Here is a 19,015-nt window from a genome sequence, read left to right on the forward strand (position 1 = left end):
AGCGACTCTCTTCATGAACGGGGAGCGTCATGCACTCAAGATCGATCCTGCTCGCGGCGGCGAGTTTCTCAGCCATTTCGACGGCGGCCTGGGCCGACGCCCTGCCCCAGTCCGGTCCGGCCGCGACCCGCTTGGAAGACGTCGTGGTGACCGCCGACGCCCTGGGCCGTTGGAGCAGGGAGGTGGTGTCCAATGTGGCGGTGCTGCGAGGCGACGAACTGGTCCAGCGCCGGCAATCGACCCTGGGCGAGACGCTGACCGGCCTGCCCGGGATCAACTCGGACACCTTCGGCGGCGGGGCCAGCCGTCCGGTTATCCGCGGCCAGACCGCGCCGCGCGTGAAAGTCCTGACCGACGGCTCGGCCCTGATGGACGCTTCGGAAGTCTCGCCCGACCACGCCGTGTCCGGCGAACCCCTGTTGCTGGACGGCGTCGAGATCCTGCGCGGCCCGTCCGCCCTGCTCTACGGCGGCGGCGCCATCGGCGGGGCGGTCAATCTGATCGACAAGAAGATCCCGACGCGCATTCCAGAGAACGGCGGCGAAGGCGTCGCCGAGTTCCGCCTGGGCACGGCGGACAATGAAGAAGCCGGCGTGGTCGGCCTGACCGCCGGCGCGGGATCGTTCGCCATCCGGGTCGAGGCCGCCGGACGCCGCACCGATGACTATGAGGTCCCCGACTTCGACGAAGCCACGCTGGACGGGTCGTTCAACCGCAGTTCGACCGCGACCCTGGGCCTGTCATGGATCGGGTCGCGCGGCTATCTGGGCGCCGCCTATACGGAGCAGCGCAGCGAATACGGCCTGCCGGGACATACGCACGAGTATGAATCCTGCCACCCGCACGGCTCCAGCCTGCACTGCGGCGGTCACGACCACGGCGACGACGACCATGACCACGATCATGATCACGACCACGATCATGACCATGTCCCGATCGTCGATCTGATCAGCAAGCGGGTGGACGTGCGCGGCGAGATCGAGGATCCGTTCGCCGGGATCGAACGCATCCGCTTCCGCGGCGGCTTCACCGACTATCGCCACGACGAGATCGACGACGGCGAGATCGCCACCACCTTCACCAATGAAGGCTATGACGCCCGCGTCGAGGTGCAGCACGCCGCCATCGGCGGGGTGCGCGGCGTGGTCGGCGCCCAGACCTCGCGTAGCGATTTCGCCGCCGTCGGCGCCGAATCCTTCATTCCCGAAAGCCGCACCGAGAACCACGCCCTGTTCCTGGTCGAGGAATACATCGCCGGCGACTGGCGCTTCGAAGGCGCCCTGCGTCAGGAGTGGCAGGACGCCAGCGCCCTGGGACGCGCCGATACGAGCCACTCGCCCTTCTCCCTTTCCGGCGGCGCCAGTTGGACCTTGACGCCCGGCTATGTCGCCAGCGTGACCCTGGCCCGATCCCAGCGCGCGCCGACGGCGCAGGAGCTGTATGCGCGCGGCGTCCACCTGGCGACCAACACCTATGAGATCGGCGACGCCGATCTGGACGTCGAGACGGCCAATTCGATCGAACTGGGCCTGAAGAAGATCGAGGGCGCCACGACCTTCGCCGCCAGCCTCTATCACTACGACTATGACGGCTACATCTTCGCCGACACCCTCGACCAGTTCGAGGACTTCCGCCTGATCCGCTACACCCAGGCCGACGCCCGCTTCACCGGGATCGAAGGCCAGGTCACCCACGCGTTCAGGCCGGGCCTGTCGGCCACGGCCTTCGGCGACTACGTCCGCGCCGAGCTGAAGGGCGACGGCGGCGACCTGCCGCGCATTCCGGCCGGCCGTCTGGGCGCCCGCGGCGACTTCTACAAGGGCGCCTGGTCGGGCAATCTGGAATACGTCCACGTCTTCGAGCAGGACCGCATCGCCGCCTTCGAGCGCAAGACGCCCGGCTACGACATGGTCAACGCCACCCTGGCCTATGACGTCCCGACGATCGCCGACATCAGCGGGCAGATCTTCGTGCGCGGGACCAATCTGCTGGACGAGAAGGCGCTGAACCACGCCTCCTTCATCAGCCATCTGGCGCCCCTGCGCGGCCGCAATCTCGTCCTGGGTTTCCGCGCCCGATTCTGATCCTTCCCCTCCTCCCCCCGCCTGGCCGCGGCGTCCCATGACGTCGCGGCCGACTTTCCTCTGAAAGGATCGCCATGAACGCTCGTGTCCAGACCTGGGGCGACGCCGCCGCCGTCGGCCTGTCCTGCCTGTGCATGATCCACTGCCTCGCCCTGCCTCTGGTCGCAGGACTGCTGCCGGTTCTCGGCCTGTTCGCCGAGGCGCCCTGGGTGCACTGGGCCTTCGCCCTGACCGCCGCGCCCATCGCCGCCTGGACCCTGACGCGCCCGACGCCGGACGGTCGTCGCGCCTGGCCGCTGATCGGCCTGGGCGCGCTCGGCGTCGCCCTGCTGGTCCTGGCCGCCGCCGAATGGCCGACGCACGAGGCCGAGACGCCGATCACCGTCGCCGGCGGCCTGCTGCTCAGCGCCGCTCACCTGATGAACTGGCGGCGCAGGCCGCACGCCCACTGACGTCCTGGACATCCCACACCATGAAATCCGCTATTCCGCAGGCCTCTGCGACGGCGCTCGCCGCCGCCCTCGGCGCTGCTTTTCCCGCCATCGCCGAAGAGGCCGCGCCGCAACGCCTGCCTGACGTGGTCGTCACCGCCACATCCACCCAGCGGACGACGACCGACGCGCCCGCCAGCGTCACCGTCATCGACCGCGAAGAGCTTCTTAGGCGGCCGGTTCAAGACCTGACCGACGTCCTGCGCGACGTGCCGGGCGTGACGCTCAACGGCGCCGGACTGACCCGGCGCGGCGTCTCCATCCGCGGCATGCCCAGCGAACACACCCTCTTCCTCCTCGATGGGCGACGGGTGAACGCCGCCGCCAACGCCGTCCAGCACGCCGACTTCGACCTGGGCTGGATGCCGGCCGAAGCCATCGAACGCGTCGAGGTCGTACGCGGGCCGATGTCGTCGCTCTACGGATCCGAGGCCCTCGGCGGCGTGGTCAACGTCATCACCCGCAGCGCGTCCGACGAATGGCGCGGCAGCCTGACCGCCATGGGCGGATTACGCGAGGACGGCCGAGGCGGCGAAACCTATCAGGTCGGCGCCTATGCGGGCGGCCCGCTGGCGCAGGACCGTCTCGGTCTCAGCCTGTTCGCGGAATCCAAGGCGCGGGCCAATACGCCCCAGGCGACGAACCGTCGCCTTTCCGACCTCGAAGATCGCGAGACCGTCACCGGCTCGGCGACCTTGAGCTGGACGCCGGATGCGGCGCAGCGGATCGACCTGACCATTCTGGGCGGGCGCGACGACCGCTATCGCGACACGGCGACCACAGGCGCATCGCCCGTCTACTATCGCTTCGCCGACACGGTGCAGCGCCGCCAGTACGCACTGTCGCATCGCGGACTCTGGGGCTGGGGCGAAACAGCCGTCCGCGCCTACCGTTCGACGCTGGATCGCGAGAATGCGGTGACGGCTGGACAGACCCCTTCGCGCCCTGTGGGGATGCAGGAAGACATCCTTGACGGCCGGGCCACCTTCGACCGCTGGGCGAGCCATCGCCTGAGCGTGGGCGGCGAATGGCGGCGCGAGCGGCTGGAAGACGCGGCCGCCTCCCGCTCCGGCCGGCTGGAAGGCGAACGCTACGCCCTGTTCCTGCAGGACGAATGGACCCTGACGTCCTCGCTGTCGCTGACCGGCGGCGCGCGGTTCGATCACCACGAGCAGTACGGGTGGCAGACCAGCCCGCGCCTCTACGCCGTCTGGTCGCCCCTCGAGGGGCTGACGTTCAAGGCCGGGGGCGGCCGGGGCTTCAAGTCGCCTAGCCTGAAACAACTGTCGCCGGAGTTCGAGACCATAGCGGCCGCAGGCCGTTTCCGGGTCTACGGCAACCCCGACCTGAAGCCCGAGATCGGCACCTCCTACGAGGCCTCGGCCGAATACCGCCGGGGCGGCTGGATGGGCCGCGTCGGCGTTTTCGACAACGACATCGAGGACCTGATCGAAACTCGCTGCACCGCATTCTGCGGCGTGCGCGGCCGTGAAATCCGTCTGTATCAGAACATCGCGGAGGCTCGAATTCGCGGCGTAGAACTGGCCGGCGCCGCGCCCCTGCCGGGCGGTTTCAGCCTGAGAGCCGACTACACCTACCTGGACAGCGAAAACCGGGAGACGGGCTCTCCCTTGTCCGAACGGCCCGAGCACAGCGGCCACGCCACCCTGCGCTGGCAACCTGAGGAAACCCGCTTCGTCCAGCTTCGCGGCGAGTACGTCGGCGAGCAATGGATGGTCTCCAACTCCGTACAGCAGCCGGTTCCCGACTATGCCCTGGTCTCGCTGGAAGGCGGCTACCAGATTCAGCCGAACCTGTGGGTGCGCGCCGGGGTTCAGAACCTGACCGACGTGCGTCTGGCCGAGGAATCCGCCTTCTTCTCCTTCGCCGAGCCCGGCCGCTTCTACCACCTCGGCTTTACGGCGAGCTTCTGAGCCGTGGCGTTCCTCCTCCGCCTCCTCCTGATCGTCGCGGTCTGCCTGACCCCGGCCCTGCGGGTCGCCGCCCAGGACGCGCCGGGCCCACGCGTGCAGGTGATCGGCAGCGATTTCATCCTGCCCGCCAAGTTCGTGCGCTTGAAGGCCATGGCTGGGGCGGAGGACGTCGCCTTGCGCGGAACATCCCTCTCCACGCTTGACGATCAACCGGACTGGGCGCGGGCCGACTTCATCCTGCTCGACACGCCGCGTCCCTCCGATGTCGAAGCGGTGCAGGCCGTGATCGGCGACAGGCTCGAGATCGGCGACCGGCCCTGGGTTCGCATCGGCGGCGGCGCGCCGGCCTTCGGCAACCTGTCGCCCGAGGCGGCGCGGCGCATCGCCGGCTACTATGCGGCGGGCGGACAGGAGAATTTCACCCTCCTGTTCCGATATCTGAAGCTCCACGCCATGGGCGGCGACGCCGCCGCGCTTCCGCCGCCGCGCCCGCTGGAGCAGGTCGGCTATCATCACCCGAGCCTGGAGGCGCACGACGCCGAAGCTCTCGACGCCTGGCTTGCCGAGCGGCCGGCGCGCGCCCGCGCGGCGATCTTGATGTCGAGTTCACAGGTTGCGGATGGCGACACCGCCGTGATCGACGCCCTGATCGCCGCGCTCGGCGCCAGGGGCCTGGAGGGCGTCGGCGTGTGGTTCGACCAACGTCGTCCGCAGGGCCTGACCGAGGCGCTCGCGCCGCTCGCCCCCGATCTGCTCCTCAACACCCAGCATATCGTCGCCGGCGACCCGATCCGCGACCAACTCATCGCGCTCGACATCCCCGCCCTGATGACCTTCTCCTACCGGGAAGGCGGCGTCGAGGCCTGGCGCGCGGCCGATACCGGCCTGCCCAGCCGGTCCGCCGCCGCCCTGATGGCGCCCGCCGAGGCCTGGGGCATGAGCGATCCCATGGTGATTTCGGCTTTCGAGAACGGCGCTCTCGCCCCGATTCCCGAACAGGTCGAAGCCGTCGCCGCCCGCGCCGCCCGCCTCGTCGCCCTTCGCCGCAGGCCCAACGCCGACAAGCGGCTGGCCCTGATGTTCTGGAACCATCCCGGCGGCGAGGCGAACGTCTCGGCCTCGAACCTGAATGTTCCGCGCAGCCTGGAGGCGTTGAGCCTGGATCTGAACGCGGCGGGCTATGCGATTCCGCCGCTTTCCGAAGCCCGCTGGATCGACGCGGCGCGCGCCATGCTGGGCGCCTTCTACCGGCATGAGGAACTGGACGGTCTGCGGGAGCGGGAATTGGCCGTGACCCTGCCCGTCGCCCGCTATCGCGCCTGGCTTGACGCCCTGCCCGCCGTCCGGCGTGACGCCGTCCAGGCCCGCTGGGGCGACCCGGCGCGGCATTGGTCGGTGCGGACCATCGACGGCGAGACGGTTTTCGTCATCCCCGCCTTCCGCGACGGCGCCCTGACCGTCCTGCCCCAACCGCCCCGGGCCGCCCGCGTGGGCGAGGCCTATCACGACACCGCCGCACCGCCCGACCATCTGTATCTGGCCGCCTATCTGTGGGTGCGCGACGTTCTGGACGCCGACGCCCTCATCCATCTGGGCACCCATGGGACGCAGGAGTTCCTGCCCGGCAAGGACCGGGGACTGTCGGCGCACGATGACGCCTTCGTCGTGCTGGGCGGCCTGCCGGTCGTCTATCCCTACATCCAGGACAACATCGGCGAGGCCATGCAGGCGAAGCGGCGCGGCCGCGCCGTCACCGTCAGCCATCAGACCCCGCCCTTTTCTCCCGCCGGTCTGAATGACGAGCTCAAAACCCTCCACGACCTGATCCATCAGCACCAGCAGTTGGAAGAGGGCGCGGTGCAGGACGCTGTGCGGGAGCAGATTCTCGACCTCGCGGCGCAACGAAGCGTGGACGCAGACATGGGCTGGACGCGATCGACCGCGCGCATCGACTTCGCGGCCTTCCTGAACCAGTTGCACGACTATCTGCATCAGGTCGGCGGCGCGCCCACGCCGCTCGGACTGCACGTGTTCGGTCGTCCGGCCTCGCCGGATCACCGGTTGACCACCGTCATGCAGCAACTGGGCGCGCCCTACTTCGAGGCGCTTGGCCTGGACGAGCAGGAGGTGCTCGCCAAGGATCAGGCCGCCCTGCACGCCGATCCGGCCTTCCAGACGCTGCAACATCACCTTCGTGACGGCCTTCCTTCCAGTTCCATCGCCGATCCCCTTCTGCGCGCCCAGATCGAACGTGCTGAAATCCTCGACCGGCGCCTGACCGAAACCGGAGAGACAGACGCCCTGCTCAGGGCCCTGTCCGGCCGTTTCGTCCTGCCGGGCGAAGGCGGCGATCCGGTGCGCAATCCCGAAGCCGTCGGCGGCCGAAATCTCTACGCCTTCGCGCCCGACAAAATCCCCGCCCAGGCCGCCTATGACGTCGCCGCCGAGGCCCTGGACAGCCTGCGTCAGGCCTATGCCGAAGAGCACGATGGACGCCCGCTGACCAAGATGGCCGTCAGCCTGTGGTCGTCCGAGTCCGTCCGCACCCTCGGCCTTCCTGAGGGACAGATTCTGCGCGCCCTGGGATTACGGCCCCGCTGGGACGCGGGAGGACGCATCGTCGCGCTCGACATCATACCGGCCGGCGAACTGGGGCGGCCGCGCATCGACGTGGTGGTGCACGCCACCGGCGTCTATCGCGATCAGTTCGACGGCTTCCTGCGCCTGCTGGCCGACGCTGTCGAACGCATCGCCGAACAGAACGAGCCCGGCGATCCCGTCGCGGAGAACAGCCGCGCCGCCGCCGCTCGCCTGGTCGCCGAAGGCCTTTCGACCGATGAGGCCGAGGCCCTGGGCCGCGCCCGCATCTTCAGCAATGCGCCCGGCGACTACGGCAGCGGCGTGCCCGACGCCGTGCGCGACGCCGACAGCTGGAATGACGCCGAGGATCTGGCCGATCCCTTCCTGGACCGCCTGGGCTATGTCTATGGCGCGGGACGCTGGGGCCGGAAAGCGCAGCGCGGCGTCTTCGCGGCCCAGCTCGCCGGGGTCCAGGCCGCCGCCCTGTCGCGATCCAGCAATCTGCACGGCGTCCTGTCGACCGATCACCCTTTCGAATACCTGGGCGGCCTGTCGCTGGCGATCCGTCGGGCCGGCGGCGAGGCGCCCTCTCTCTACATCACCGACGCGCGGGCCGGGTCGCCAAGGACGGTCGCCGCTCGCGACTTTCTGGCTGCGGAAATGCGCAGCCGCTACACCAACCGCACCTGGATCCAGGCCATGCAGGCCGAAGGCTATGCCGGGACGCTGGCTGTCGTGGACCTGGCCGACAATCTGTTCGGCTGGCAAGTCACCGCGCCCGGCATGGTCCGACAGGATCAGTGGCAGGCGCTTCACGACGTCTATGTCCGCGACGAGCGCGGCCTGGGCGTGCGGGAATGGTTCGAAGCCCACAACCCCACGGCCGAGCGACAGATGATCCAGCGCCTGCGCGACGCCGTCGCCAAGGGCTACTGGTCTCCCGACGCGGCGACGCGGCAAGCGCTTGAGGCGCGCCTGGCGCAGATCGACAGTCCTTCGCCCCCCGGAGCGACGACGCCTCCCGGCTTCGGCCAGGGAGCGGCTCGCTCAGCGGCCGCCTCGGCCCCGGAGCCTGCCCCGGCGGGCACGCCCTCCGACCTCGTGCGGGGCCAGGTCCTTGAGCCGATCCCGCCGCCCGCCCCTGCCCCGTCCCTTCCCCCACCGTGGGGCGGCCTGCTGTTTCTCCTCGCCTTCCTGGCGGGCGGCGTCAGCCGTCTCGTCTCTCTCCCTCGAAAGGTCCCTCATGCCCCAGCTTGAAGCCGGCCTCTATCAGGTCTCCAGCCTGTTCCTCGCGCCGGCGCTGATCCTCATCCTGGCCGCGATGGCCTATGCCCTGTTCGCCCTCGGCGCCTTCCTGGTGGAGGCCGGTCAGCGCCGACGCGCCGACTGGCGCAGTCCCCTATGGCGCCGCTGGCGAGCGACCGACGCCGCCAGCGACGATCTGGAACTGATGATCCTCAAGGACCTCGAGGGCCTGCGCATCGTCTCGCGCAGCGCCCCCATGCTGGGCCTTGTCGCCACCATGATCCCCATGGGCCCCGCCCTGCTGGCGCTGGGACGTGGCGACGCCTCGGGCGTAGGCGAGAACATGGTGGTGGCCTTCTCAGGCGTCACACTGGCCCTGATCGCCGCCAGCATCGCCCACTATGTCCTGACCGTGCGCCGGCGCTGGCTGCTTCAGGACCTGCGCGCCATCGAACGCGCGCGGGAGGCCGGTTGATGCGCTTCCTCGACGAAGAAGACGACGATCCCATCACCGCCGTTGTCAATCTGATCGACCTGTTCGTGGTGATCATCGCCGTCCTGCTCGTGGTTCTGGTGCAGAACCCGCTCAACCCCTTCAACGCGCGCGACCTGATGGTGATCGAGAACCCTGGCAAGGCCGACATGCGCATCACCGTGAAGGAGGGCGACGAACTGACCCGCTACGAATCCCAGGGCCGGATCGGCGAAGGCCAGGGCGTCAAGGCGGGCTCAGCCTATCGCCTCCCCGACGGTAGGATGATCTATGTGCCGGAATAGAAGATCGGATCATAAATCCCAGTCCAAAGCCGGCGCTCCATAGGAAAGGCTTCCAGTGCTTGATCTGAACCGCAGCCAAGGGAGGAAAGGGGTATGAATAAATCGAAGTCACTGTATCCCTGCTTTCGAGTTGCGCCAATCTGGGTCTTCTGGCGGCTCCGTAAGGCGCGCCTCCCGTCCGACACACAGCGACTGCTGGGTAGCAGGGTGGTGACGAAATCGTCCTTGGCGCCCGTGCTATAGCTGCCCCTCGGACGACCCCGCTCCTCCCAAAGGACCTCATGGCGCGACAACCCAGGATCTCGACCAGGCTTTCCGCAGCCAACCTCGTCCATCTCGGGGCGCCCCGTCTGGCGGACCTGCTGATCGAGGCCGGCGCCGGGAACGCCAATCTCAAGCGCCGTCTTCGTCTGGAACTGGCGGCCGAGGCCGGCCCCGACCTCCTCGCCCTTGAGATCGACAAGCGCATCACCGCCGTCTCCGTCGCCCGCACACGTGTGTCCTGGCGCAAGCGCGGCGAACTGATCGACGACCTGAACACGCACCGCAACATGATCTTGGAGCGCCTGGCGCCCGAGGTCCCCGGCGAGGCGCTCGCCGTCCTCATTCGCTGGTTCGACCTCTATCCTGGCTTGGCCGCCCGCGTGAAGGACACCAAGGGGGAACTGCCCGCCGCCTTCGAGGCCGCCGCTCCGGACCTCTTCACCCTCGCCGAAACCGCAGGAGACGAGGCGCTGCGCGACCTGGTCGATGCGCTCCGCCGGCGCCCCCAGGACTATGCGCGCTGGATATCCTCCGCCGGCGAGGCCCTCGGCCCGCTCACGGCGCGCCGACTTCTGGACGGCCTGGACGTATCGACCCGCAAAACTCCGGCCGGCCGCAACCTGCTGCGTCGCCTCGCGGATCGGGCCGGCGACCTCGATCTATGGCTGTCCCTCGTCACGCGTGAACAGGCCGGATCGCCCGACGTCGCCGCCGACATCGCCCGCCGGCTCATGGAGGTCGGCCGCACTGCAGAAGCCCGCGCCGCCCTGGAAGCCGCCCTTAGCCCCTCCCCGCTTAACCGTCGCTGGACCTATGGGCGCGACCCGACCGACGGCGCGCCCCGACTGACCCCGGCCTGGGAGGCCGCATCCATCGAGGTGATGGACGCCGAGGGCCATCGCCAGGAAGCCCAGGACCTTCGCTGGCGCCTGTTCGAGCGCGACCTGTCGGCGCCCGTCCTTCGCGACTACCTCTCGCGCCTGGCCGACTTCGACGATGTCGAAGCGCTCGACCAGGCCTTCGTTCACGCCTCGACCCACCCGGACTTCGAAGCGGCCATGCGCCTGCTGATGGACTGGCCCGCCCATCGCGAGGCGGCCGCCCTCGTCCTGGCGCGCCCCCGCGAAGCCCGGCAGGTGCGCCCCGCATCGGCGGACTGGGCCTCGCGCCTGGCCCAGCGCTACCCTGAAGCCGCCGAAATCCTGACGGGTTAGGCCCGCCTGTCAGGCCAAGGTCCTGAAGGTGACGGAGTAGCGCAGCGCCGTCATCGGCGAGATGGAATGCTCCCAGTCGCTCCGCGCCTCGCCGGAAAGGCGATAGACGGAGCCCGGCCCCAGCGCCGCTCCGGCGCGACGCCACTTCGACCCCGCCTTGCGACGAAGGCGCATGACGCAGGGCGCAAGGAAGGAGACGCCCAGGATCTTCCCATAGACGGGACGGTCGCGGTGCCAGCCGATCCCGGCGCCGGGCGCATATTCATTGACGAGGGCCTGCACGAACGCCCCCTCATCAAGACTGAGCGGTCCAGCCAGGCGATCCAGAAGCGCTTTAAGGAAATCCGGCCAAGGTTCGGCCGTCTCCAGTCGACGTCGCTCAAGGTCGTAGCGGCGTCCAAAAGCTGCGATCCGTCTGAAGCCCTGATAGCCCATATGCTCATAGGGCCTGAAGCTCAGCTTCTGCAGGTGAGCGACCACCGCCGCCTGTTCGGCCGCCGTGAGGACGTCCGGCCAATAGTCGAAACCCGCTGGCGCGGCCGGCCGCGGGACGTGGCCGAACAGATCGGTCTGGAGCATGGCCGTCACAGCGCCAGTTCGCCCGCCGGCGTCGATGAAGGGATTCCAGGCGAAGCCTTCTCCAGATTGGACAGAGTCACGCCGACAAGCCGCACGCCCCTGGTTGGCGGATAGAGGGAGCGCACCAGCAGGCGGGCGATCTCACGCAACCGCGCCTTCGAGGCGACCGGCTCTTTGAAGGACCGACTGCGGGTCGACTGTTGGAAGTTCGCCCATTTGACCTTCACCGTCACGGTCCGGCCGAGCGCCCCCGCCTCTTCGCACCAGGCCCAGACCTCGTCGGCCATCCGATCCACGCCCGCCTCGATCGCCGCGGGATCGACCAGGTCGCTGGCGAAGGTGGTCTCCGAGCCGCTGGACCTGCGCTCGCGGTCCGGATTGACGGGGCGCGGATCCTCCCCGCGCGCCACGCCGTAGTACCAGGCGCCGGATTTGCCGAAATGATGCTTAAGGAAGGCCAGGGACTGACGCTTGAGGTCTGCGCCGGTCTCGATACCCAGGCGGTTCATCTTCTCAGCCGTCACCGGCCCGACGCCGTGGAAACGCTTGACCGGCAGGACCTCGACAAAGGCTTCTCCTCGCCCGGGCGGGACCACGAACTGGCCGTTCGGCTTGCGCTGGTCCGAGGCCAACTTGGCCAGGAACTTGTTGTAGGAAATCCCGGCCGAGGCCGTCAGACCGGTCTCCTCGAGGATGCGCGCGCGTATCTCCTCCGCGGTCGCCGAGGCCGTCGGCAAGCCCCGGATATTTGCGGTGACGTCTAGGTAAGCCTCGTCGAGGGACAGGGGTTCGATCAGGTTCGTATAGTCGGCGAAGATGGCGTGGATCTGCGCCGAGACGGCGCGATAGACCTCGAACCGGGGCGGCGTGAAGATCAGTTCCGGGCACTTCCGCAAGGCTGTGCTCGACGGCATGGCCGACCGCACGCCGAACTTGCGCGCCTCATAGCTGGCGGCGGCGACCACGCCGCGCGAAGCGGCGTGGCCTACGGCGACGGGACGACTGCGCAAGGCGGGATCGTCCCTCTGCTCCACCGAGGCGAAGAAAGCGTCCATGTCCACGTGGATGATCTTGCGGATGGGGGCAACGTCCATGGACAACGCCTAGCAAGACTCGAACAAAATGAGAACATTCTTCCGGTAGCGTGACGGCTCCAGCCTGAAATGCGCCGTATCGGAAGCGGAACGCGAAACAGTCGGACCTGTTCTGCAAATTCGCTTGCCCACCCCCGCTGGCGTTCGCGATCAGCTAAGCGTTGGAGAGCTCCATGACGGACTTCACCCTCTATTATTGGCCGGTTCCCTTCCGGGGCCAATTCGTTCGCGCCCTTCTCGCCCATGCTGCCCGGACATGGTCGGAGACGAACGAAGCGGCGATCAGCGCGCTCATGCAGAGGCCGCCCGGGGAGATGCCCGTGCCTTTCATGGGGCCGCCCGTACTGGTCGATCACGCTTCCGGAGCGGCGATCTCCCAGATGCCCGCGATCCTGCTGTATCTGGGAGAGACGCTTGAACTGCTGCCTTCCACGCCAGAGCTGCGCGCCTTGACGATGAAGGTGGTCAATGACGCGAACGACGTCATCGATGAGATCACTCTGGACGGCGGCCGACAGATGTGGACCGAGGCGCGCTGGTCGAGCTTCGCGCCCCGTCTGGGAAAATGGATGGCGTTGTGGGAGGACCTGGGCCGACGCCATGGCCTGACGGCGCATTCCGGCTTCTTGCTGGGTGGAGAAAAACCGGGCGTGGCCGACATCGTCACCGCGACCCTCTGGTCCGCCCTGACCGAGCGCTTCCGCCCTATCGAATTAATGCTTGAAGAAACCGCCCCCATCACCGCGGGCCTTGCACGGCGCCTCTCAAGGACGCCAGCCCTGGCCCGCTTGGCGGAGTGGTCGCGCCGTGAATACGGCGACGCCTATTGCGGCGGCGACATCGAGCAATCCCTGCGTAGAGTTCTGAACGTCTGAGGCGCTCGAACGCGAGAGCCTCGCGAAAGCCGGTGAGCGACTGAACCCGCACAGGCCGACCCGGCACGTGGCGCCCTTTGCCGGTTGAGGCGTTGATCAGCCTCACCGGAGGCGACCTTGATCGACAGGCCTGGAGCGAAATCGGCGATCGACAGCTTGCGCCAGAAAGCGGAAGCGGCCCTGCGGCGCGCAGCAGAGGGCCGCGACGCCTTGTACGCCTATGTGGTCGCTCGGGATCCGTTATGGCTCGCCGTTCGCCGTCCCGGCCGGCCGGAGCTCATCGCGGCGGCGATCACCTTCGCCCTCGTCGCCGCCTTTCTCCTGTTCCTCGTTCTGTTCGACTGGAACTGGGTGCGCGGCCCTATCGGTCGCGCCGCCTCCGCCTCGACCGGCCGGGAGGTGGCTCTGAAAGGGGACCTGGATGTCAGGCTGTTCAGTTGGACGCCCTCGGCGACGGTGCGCGGTCTCAGCGTCGGCGGGCCCACATGGGCGTCCGGGCGCAATACCGCCGAGATCGAACGTCTCGACGTCTCGATACGATTGCGACGGCTGTTTCTGGGCCAGATCGAAGTGGCTTCGCTGACCCTCACCCGCCCGCGGGTCCATCTGGTCGTCGACAGCCAGGGCCGGCGCAGCTGGGACCTGGAGCCGGACCGACCCGATGACGGGCGGGGCGCCAGGCTGCCCGTCATACAGCAGCTGGTCATTCACGACGGCCGGCTGATGTTGAACGAGCAGCGACGCGGGATGACGCTCGACGCCGTGGTCACGGCGCGTGAGGCGCGCTCGCCCCAGGATGGAGAGAGCGGCTTCGTGCTCGACGGCAAGGGGACCATGAACGGCGAGCCCCTGACGCTTCGCGTGACGGGCGGTCCCTTCATCAACATTCGCCGCGACCGGCCCTACGCCTTTACGGCTGAATTGGCCGGAGCGAGCTCCAGGCTGAGCGCCGCTGGAGCCGTCACCCGGCCCTTCGACCTGGGTCGTTTCAACGCCAGGCTCGAGCTGCAGGGTCGTGATCTGGCCGACCTCTACCTTCTGACCGGGATTACGACCCCCAACACGCCGCCTTATCGGCTGAGAGGAAGCCTGACTCGCGACGGAGCCCGGTTCCGCTTCGCGGACTTCAGGGGGCAGGTCGGTTCGTCAGACCTGTCGGGGACCCTGGAGGTGAACAGGGTCGAAGGACGCCGCCGCGTCGATGCCGAGCTCGCGTCCCGCGCCCTGGACATCGACGACCTGGCGGCCGTGTTGGGCGCGCGCCCGCAGGTCACGACCGCGGGCACGGTCGCGACCTCGGGCCAACCCGGCAAACTGCTGCCCGACGCGCCCTTGCGAACAGAACGTCTGCGCGTGATGGACGGAACCCTCGCCTATCGCGCCGCTTCGGTGAAAGCCAACGCCTTCGACATTCGGCAGGTCCGGCTCGGCGCGGATCTGAAGGACGGCGTATTAAAGCTCGATCCGGTCTCCTTCGCTTTCAACCGCGGCGAACTGAACGGAACCGCGCGGATCGACGCCACGAAGGACACGCCTTACAGCGCCGTCGACTTCCGTCTCAGCGGCTATCCGCTGGAGTCCATCATACCCGCACGGGACGGTGCGCCGACGGTGACGGGCCGCGCCCTGGGCCGGGCGAAGCTGGAAGGGCCCGGCGCGTCCATTCATGAACTGGCGGCCCGTTCGAAGGGAAGCCTCAGCCTCGTCGTTCCTCAAGGGCGGATGCGTTCGGCCTTCGCCGAACTGCTGGGGATCAACGTCGGCGCCGGCGTTCGCAAGCTGCTTTCGGGCGATCAGTCCGCTTCGCCCATCCGCTGCGCCGTCGCCGATTTCAAGGTCTCAGACGGCGTCGCTACAGCCCGCACCCTGGTGATCGACACGGACGTGGTCCTGGCCCAGGGATCGGGAACCATCGACCTGGGGGCCGAGAAGCTGAATCTGAAGATCGACGGCGAAACCAAGAAGCCTCGTCTTCTGCGGGTCTGGGCGCCGATCACCATCACCGGCCCCCTCGCCTCTCCGGATCTCGGCGTCGATGTCTCGGCCGTCGCCACACAGGGCGGCGTCGTCGGCGCCCTGGCCACGCTCGTCAGCCCCATCGCAGCGCTGCTCGGGTTTATCGATCCCGGCCTGGCGGAAGACGCGGACTGCGGCTCTCTGATCGCCAGCGCACGATAACCCTATGGTCCGAAAACGCCCTCGCGCGATCCGGCCGCGTGGGGCGGCGGGCGGGAGGCGCTGCGCACGCCCAGGGCCGTCAGAGGCCGTAACAGGTTCAAGCGCCTAGCTTTGCCGCTATCCCGGGCTCAGGCGGACCTGCATCCGCTCTTGAAGGGGATTGTCACTGCCGCACGACATTCAAATTATAGGCGCTTTCTCCGGCTTCGTTGCGAGCGACTTCCTGATGAAGACGCCGACCAACATAGGAAAAAACCACCCGCGCATGGCAAGGACCGTTTTGCATATTGGATTATTGTTTCATTTTTTTCACGAAATGATTCTTTCTATTTCTCATTGAGCCTTCAGCGCACATTTCGAAGATGGCGCAGTTTTTCGACGTCGGCGTGAATTTCATTCCGCCCCACGAACAATAACCGAAACTCCTGCTCCCGCCTCAGTGCTAGCGATTCAGGAGTCGGCTAAGCGCCGACAGACGCTTGCAGGGGCCGCGGCCCCCGATCTTGGGAGGGATTGAGGCTTGCGGACCACGACAGGGGTGAAGGCTGTCTTCAGGCGAGCGCGCGCCGTCTGCGCCGCTGCTGACGGGCCCGTCGATCCAGCTGACGACGCAGGCCAGGCGGGGCTCACGAACGCTACGCTCGATCCGCCCCGTCGCGGCGCGTCAGGCTGGAGAACCATCGCCGCGATGGCACTCAAGGCGCAAATTCAAATCAAAAAACGAGGGGTGATCCGATGAGACTGTCTGCGTATCTGAAGACCGGGACGATAATCGCCGGTCTGGCCGTCACAGCCGCCGCCCAGCCGGCCTGGGCTCAATCCGAAGCGCCGCCCGCCGAGCCCGAAGCCAGCGCCGTCGCCGATATCGTGGTGACCGGCTCGCGTATCCGACGGCCGAACGTCGAGGCCTCGACTCCGGTCAACGTCGTCGACGCCCAGGAGATCGAGAACATCGGCGTCACCAACCTGATCGACGCCATGGCGCGCCAGCCGCAGGTCGGCCTCGGCGCATCGGCCTCCAGCACCACCAATACGGTGGCCGGACAGGGGCTGGCGACGCTGAACCTGCGCAACCTGGGCGCCAGCCGCACCCTGGTGCTGGTGAACGGACGACGCCATGTGGCGGGGTCGAGCGGCACCAGCGCGGTGGACGTCAACACCATCTCCAAGACCACGATCGCGCGCGTCGATACGGTGACGGGCGGCTCCTCGGCCGTCTATGGCGCCGACGCCGTGGCCGGGGTGGTCAACTTCATCACCAAGCAGGATTTCGACGGCATCGCCGCCCAGGCCCAGTACGGCTCGGCCGACGGCCCGAACACCTACTACGGCTCGGTGGCCGTCGGACGGAACTTCAACGACGGTCGCACCAACGTCATGGCCGCCGCCACCTATGACAAGACAGAGGGACTGTACCGGCACGAGCGCGACTACGCCATGAGCGGCCTGGCCTATATCCCGAACCCGGACAAGAAGAGCCCGGACGACGGCCTTCCATCCTTCATTACCGCGCGGGACGTCTACACCAACATAACCAACGATTCCTTCACCCCGGTGATCGTCACGCCGATCGGCTCGAACGCGGCCTACAGCCTGACCTTCACCGAGGACGGGCGGCTTGTTCCCTTCGATCGCGGCCAGATCGTCGTCGACGGCGCCGGGCGGCCGCAGAAGGTCTCCATCGGCGGCGACGGCTTCAAGTTCCGCGAAGACGCCCTGCGCACTCCAGTCGAGCGCTATGGCGGCGAGCTGCAGCTGCGCCATCAGTTCCAGCCCTCCGGCGACGTCATCACCGAACTGAACCTGTTCGCCGAGGCCAAGTATTTCCATACCGAGGCGAACAGCCAGCGCGAGAACGGAACCTTCGCCGGAGACGTCGCGGGCACGGCCACCGGCAACGCCTACCGCATCCAGGCGGACAACGCCTTCCTGCCGTCGGATCTGCGCGCGATGCTGACGGCCGCGGGGGTGGAGGAATTCGATATCACCCGCAATGACCGGGATTTCGGCATCCGCACCTATGAGAGCGTGTACGACACCACCCGTTTCGTGGCCGGGTTCGACGGCGCCTTCAGCAACGGCTGGCGGTTCGAGACCTACGTCAACTACGGCCAGACCGAGTCCCAGTTCACCAACTTCGACCGACTGCAGAGGGAGTTCTACGAGTCGATCGACGCCATCGAAATGAACGGCAAGATCGTCTGCGCTGACGCGGACGCGCGGGCTCGAGGCTGTAAGCCGCTGAACCTGTTCGGAGCGGGCATCGCCTCCCAGGAAGCGATCGATTACTCCTACATCTACACCGTCCGGGACGACGTGACCCGTCAGTGGAACGCCGTGGCCAGCGTCAACGGCGAACTGTTCTCCTATCCGTCTCTGTTCAGCGGCACCAGCCTGCCGGTCGCCTTCGCCGCGGGCGTCGAATGGCGCAAGGAATACGCTCGTTCGGTGCCGGACAAGCGTTCACAGGATGCGTTGATCTTCCAGAACTCGCAGCAGATCACCGAGGGCCGCTATGAATCCAAGGAGATCTTCGGCGAAATCAATGTGCCGCTGCTGGCCGATGTCCCGTTCGTGCAATACTTGGATCTGACGGCGGCCTATCGCTATCAGGACTACACCACCACGGGCGGCGACAGCAGCTACGGCGTCGGCCTGGAATGGACGGTCGACCGCAACATCCGCTTCCGCGGCAACTTCGCCAAGGCGGTGCGAGCGCCCAATATCAACGAACTGTTCGGCGGCGGCAGCGAGGGCTACAGCCAGATCGAGGACCCGTGCGACGCCACGCGGGTGAACCTAGGCAACTTCTCCTCCAACCGCCGGGCGAACTGCGCGGCCCTGGGCCTGTCGCCCGACTTCGTCCAGTCCACCGCCACGCGGCCAGTGGTCAGCCAGGGCAATCCCGACCTGGCGCCCGAAGAGGGCAAAACCCTAACCCTGGGCGTCGTCTTGACGCCGTCCTTCCTACCAGGGCTGGCGGTGACCATCGACCACTATGACATCAAGATGAGCGACGTGATCGCCTCGCTCGGATGGCGGAACATCATCAACAACTGCGTCGACAGCCCTGACCTGAATAATCCCTTCTGCACCAGCGTATCGCGCGGCTCGGACGGCAACATCACCCGCGTGCTGAACCAGGTTCTGAACGTGGCCGAATACACCAACTCGGGTTGGGACGTGACGGCCTCCTACCGGACGGATCTGGCCAAGCTGGGTCTGCCGGATTACGGCTCCCTATCCTTCAACGCGGCCGCCGGCTTCCTGGAGGACCTGACCTATGATCCGGTTCCGGGCGACGCCAGCGTGCGCGACGAGCAGGCGGGCGAACTGCCCAATCCCAAGCGCCGGATGAACTTCCGCGTGACCTGGGACTATGACCGCGTGTCGGTGTCCTACGCCAACCAGTATCTGAGCAGCATGGTCCGCAGCAATCAGGACCAGCCGGGAACCTACGAGCCCTACAAGTCCCCGTCATGGCTCACCCACGACATCCGCGCCGAGTATCGCTTCGACAGGTTCTCCGTCTTCGCCGGCGTGAACAACTTCACCAATGAGGAGCCGCCGCAGACGCCCTTCACCTGGACGGGTACGTCGCTCAATACCGGCTTCAACGCCAGCATCTACAATAATCTGGGCCGCTACGCCTACATCGGCGTGAACGCCAAATTCTAATCGAACAGGTTTGAGGCCGCCC

At 67.4% G+C, this 19,015-nt stretch carries 12 protein-coding genes; 10 read left to right on the top strand and 2 right to left on the bottom strand.

Features of this window, described 5'->3' with window-relative positions:
- The first annotated feature begins 29 nt into the window (after positions 1–29).
- The 7 genes from V8J38_RS09770 to V8J38_RS09800 all read left to right on the top strand — a co-directional run bounded on the left by V8J38_RS09770 (position 30) and on the right by V8J38_RS09800 (position 10,589).
- Positions 30–2,084, top strand: coding sequence for a TonB-dependent receptor domain-containing protein (locus V8J38_RS09770; RefSeq protein ID WP_338575382.1), 2,055 nt, complete (start codon positions 30–32; stop codon positions 2,082–2,084).
- A gap of 74 nt (positions 2,085–2,158) precedes the next feature.
- Positions 2,159–2,536, top strand: a complete 378-nt coding sequence (locus V8J38_RS09775) for a MerC domain-containing protein (RefSeq protein ID WP_291783507.1) — start codon at positions 2,159–2,161, stop codon at positions 2,534–2,536.
- A gap of 20 nt (positions 2,537–2,556) precedes the next feature.
- Positions 2,557–4,509 carry a TonB-dependent receptor domain-containing protein gene (locus tag V8J38_RS09780; protein ID WP_338575388.1) on the top strand — a complete coding sequence of 651 codons (1,953 nt, stop codon included), beginning with the start codon at positions 2,557–2,559 and terminating at the stop codon, positions 4,507–4,509.
- A gap of 3 nt (positions 4,510–4,512) precedes the next feature.
- Positions 4,513–8,346 (top strand): cobaltochelatase subunit CobN, encoded by a 3,834-nt coding sequence (cobN, locus tag V8J38_RS09785; RefSeq protein ID WP_338575390.1) that lies wholly within the window; start codon positions 4,513–4,515, stop codon positions 8,344–8,346.
- Positions 8,333–8,809, top strand: coding sequence for a MotA/TolQ/ExbB proton channel family protein (locus V8J38_RS09790; RefSeq protein WP_200165203.1), 477 nt, complete (start codon positions 8,333–8,335; stop codon positions 8,807–8,809). The genes cobN and V8J38_RS09790 overlap by 14 nt, the downstream gene beginning before the upstream one ends.
- Entirely contained in the window at positions 8,809–9,111 is a 303-nt protein-coding gene (locus V8J38_RS09795) for a DUF2149 domain-containing protein (RefSeq protein ID WP_200165204.1), read from the top strand. The genes V8J38_RS09790 and V8J38_RS09795 overlap by 1 nt, the downstream gene beginning before the upstream one ends.
- Positions 9,112–9,392: 281 nt before the next feature.
- Positions 9,393–10,589, top strand: a complete 1,197-nt coding sequence (locus V8J38_RS09800) for a DUF6880 family protein (protein WP_338575394.1) — start codon at positions 9,393–9,395, stop codon at positions 10,587–10,589.
- Positions 10,590–10,598: 9 nt separating this feature from the next.
- Here the strand turns inward: V8J38_RS09800 and V8J38_RS09805 are convergent, their stop codons facing one another.
- Positions 10,599–11,168, bottom strand: a complete 570-nt coding sequence (locus V8J38_RS09805) for an alpha-ketoglutarate-dependent dioxygenase AlkB (protein WP_200165207.1) — start codon at positions 11,166–11,168, stop codon at positions 10,599–10,601.
- A 5-nt stretch (positions 11,169–11,173) separates the two neighbouring features.
- Positions 11,174–12,262, bottom strand: coding sequence for a DNA polymerase IV (gene dinB / locus V8J38_RS09810; RefSeq protein WP_338575398.1), 1,089 nt, complete (start codon positions 12,260–12,262; stop codon positions 11,174–11,176).
- A gap of 329 nt (positions 12,263–12,591) precedes the next feature.
- Between dinB and V8J38_RS09815 the strand changes: the two genes are divergently transcribed.
- The 3 genes from V8J38_RS09815 (at position 12,592) to V8J38_RS09825 (ending at position 18,993) form a co-directional block, all read left to right on the top strand.
- Positions 12,592–13,137, top strand: coding sequence for a glutathione S-transferase (locus V8J38_RS09815; protein ID WP_338575399.1), 546 nt, complete (start codon positions 12,592–12,594; stop codon positions 13,135–13,137).
- Positions 13,138–13,254: 117 nt separating this feature from the next.
- Entirely contained in the window at positions 13,255–15,315 is a 2,061-nt protein-coding gene (locus V8J38_RS09820) for an AsmA family protein (protein WP_338575401.1), read from the top strand.
- A gap of 735 nt (positions 15,316–16,050) precedes the next feature.
- Positions 16,051–18,993 carry a TonB-dependent receptor domain-containing protein gene (locus V8J38_RS09825; RefSeq protein ID WP_338575404.1) on the top strand — a complete coding sequence of 981 codons (2,943 nt, stop codon included), beginning with the start codon at positions 16,051–16,053 and terminating at the stop codon, positions 18,991–18,993.
- Positions 18,994–19,015: the final 22 nt, after the last annotated feature.

This window comes from Brevundimonas olei (assembly GCF_037055245.1).
Classification (GTDB): domain Bacteria; phylum Pseudomonadota; class Alphaproteobacteria; order Caulobacterales; family Caulobacteraceae; genus Brevundimonas; species Brevundimonas olei.

Coding starts and splice junctions, on each gene's coding strand:
- V8J38_RS09815 (WP_338575399.1), top strand. CDS start 12,592: ATGGGGCCGCCCGTACTGGTCGATCACGCTTCCGGAGCGGCGATCTCC.
- dinB (WP_338575398.1), bottom strand. CDS start 12,262: ATGGACGTTGCCCCCATCCGCAAGATCATCCACGTGGACATGGACGCT.
- V8J38_RS09775 (WP_291783507.1), top strand. CDS start 2,159: ATGAACGCTCGTGTCCAGACCTGGGGCGACGCCGCCGCCGTCGGCCTG.
- V8J38_RS09770 (WP_338575382.1), top strand. CDS start 30: ATGCACTCAAGATCGATCCTGCTCGCGGCGGCGAGTTTCTCAGCCATT.
- V8J38_RS09825 (WP_338575404.1), top strand. CDS start 16,051: ATGAGACTGTCTGCGTATCTGAAGACCGGGACGATAATCGCCGGTCTG.
- V8J38_RS09800 (WP_338575394.1), top strand. CDS start 9,393: ATGGCGCGACAACCCAGGATCTCGACCAGGCTTTCCGCAGCCAACCTC.
- V8J38_RS09795 (WP_200165204.1), top strand. CDS start 8,809: ATGCGCTTCCTCGACGAAGAAGACGACGATCCCATCACCGCCGTTGTC.
- V8J38_RS09805 (WP_200165207.1), bottom strand. CDS start 11,168: ATGCTCCAGACCGATCTGTTCGGCCACGTCCCGCGGCCGGCCGCGCCA.
- V8J38_RS09780 (WP_338575388.1), top strand. CDS start 2,557: ATGAAATCCGCTATTCCGCAGGCCTCTGCGACGGCGCTCGCCGCCGCC.
- V8J38_RS09790 (WP_200165203.1), top strand. CDS start 8,333: ATGCCCCAGCTTGAAGCCGGCCTCTATCAGGTCTCCAGCCTGTTCCTC.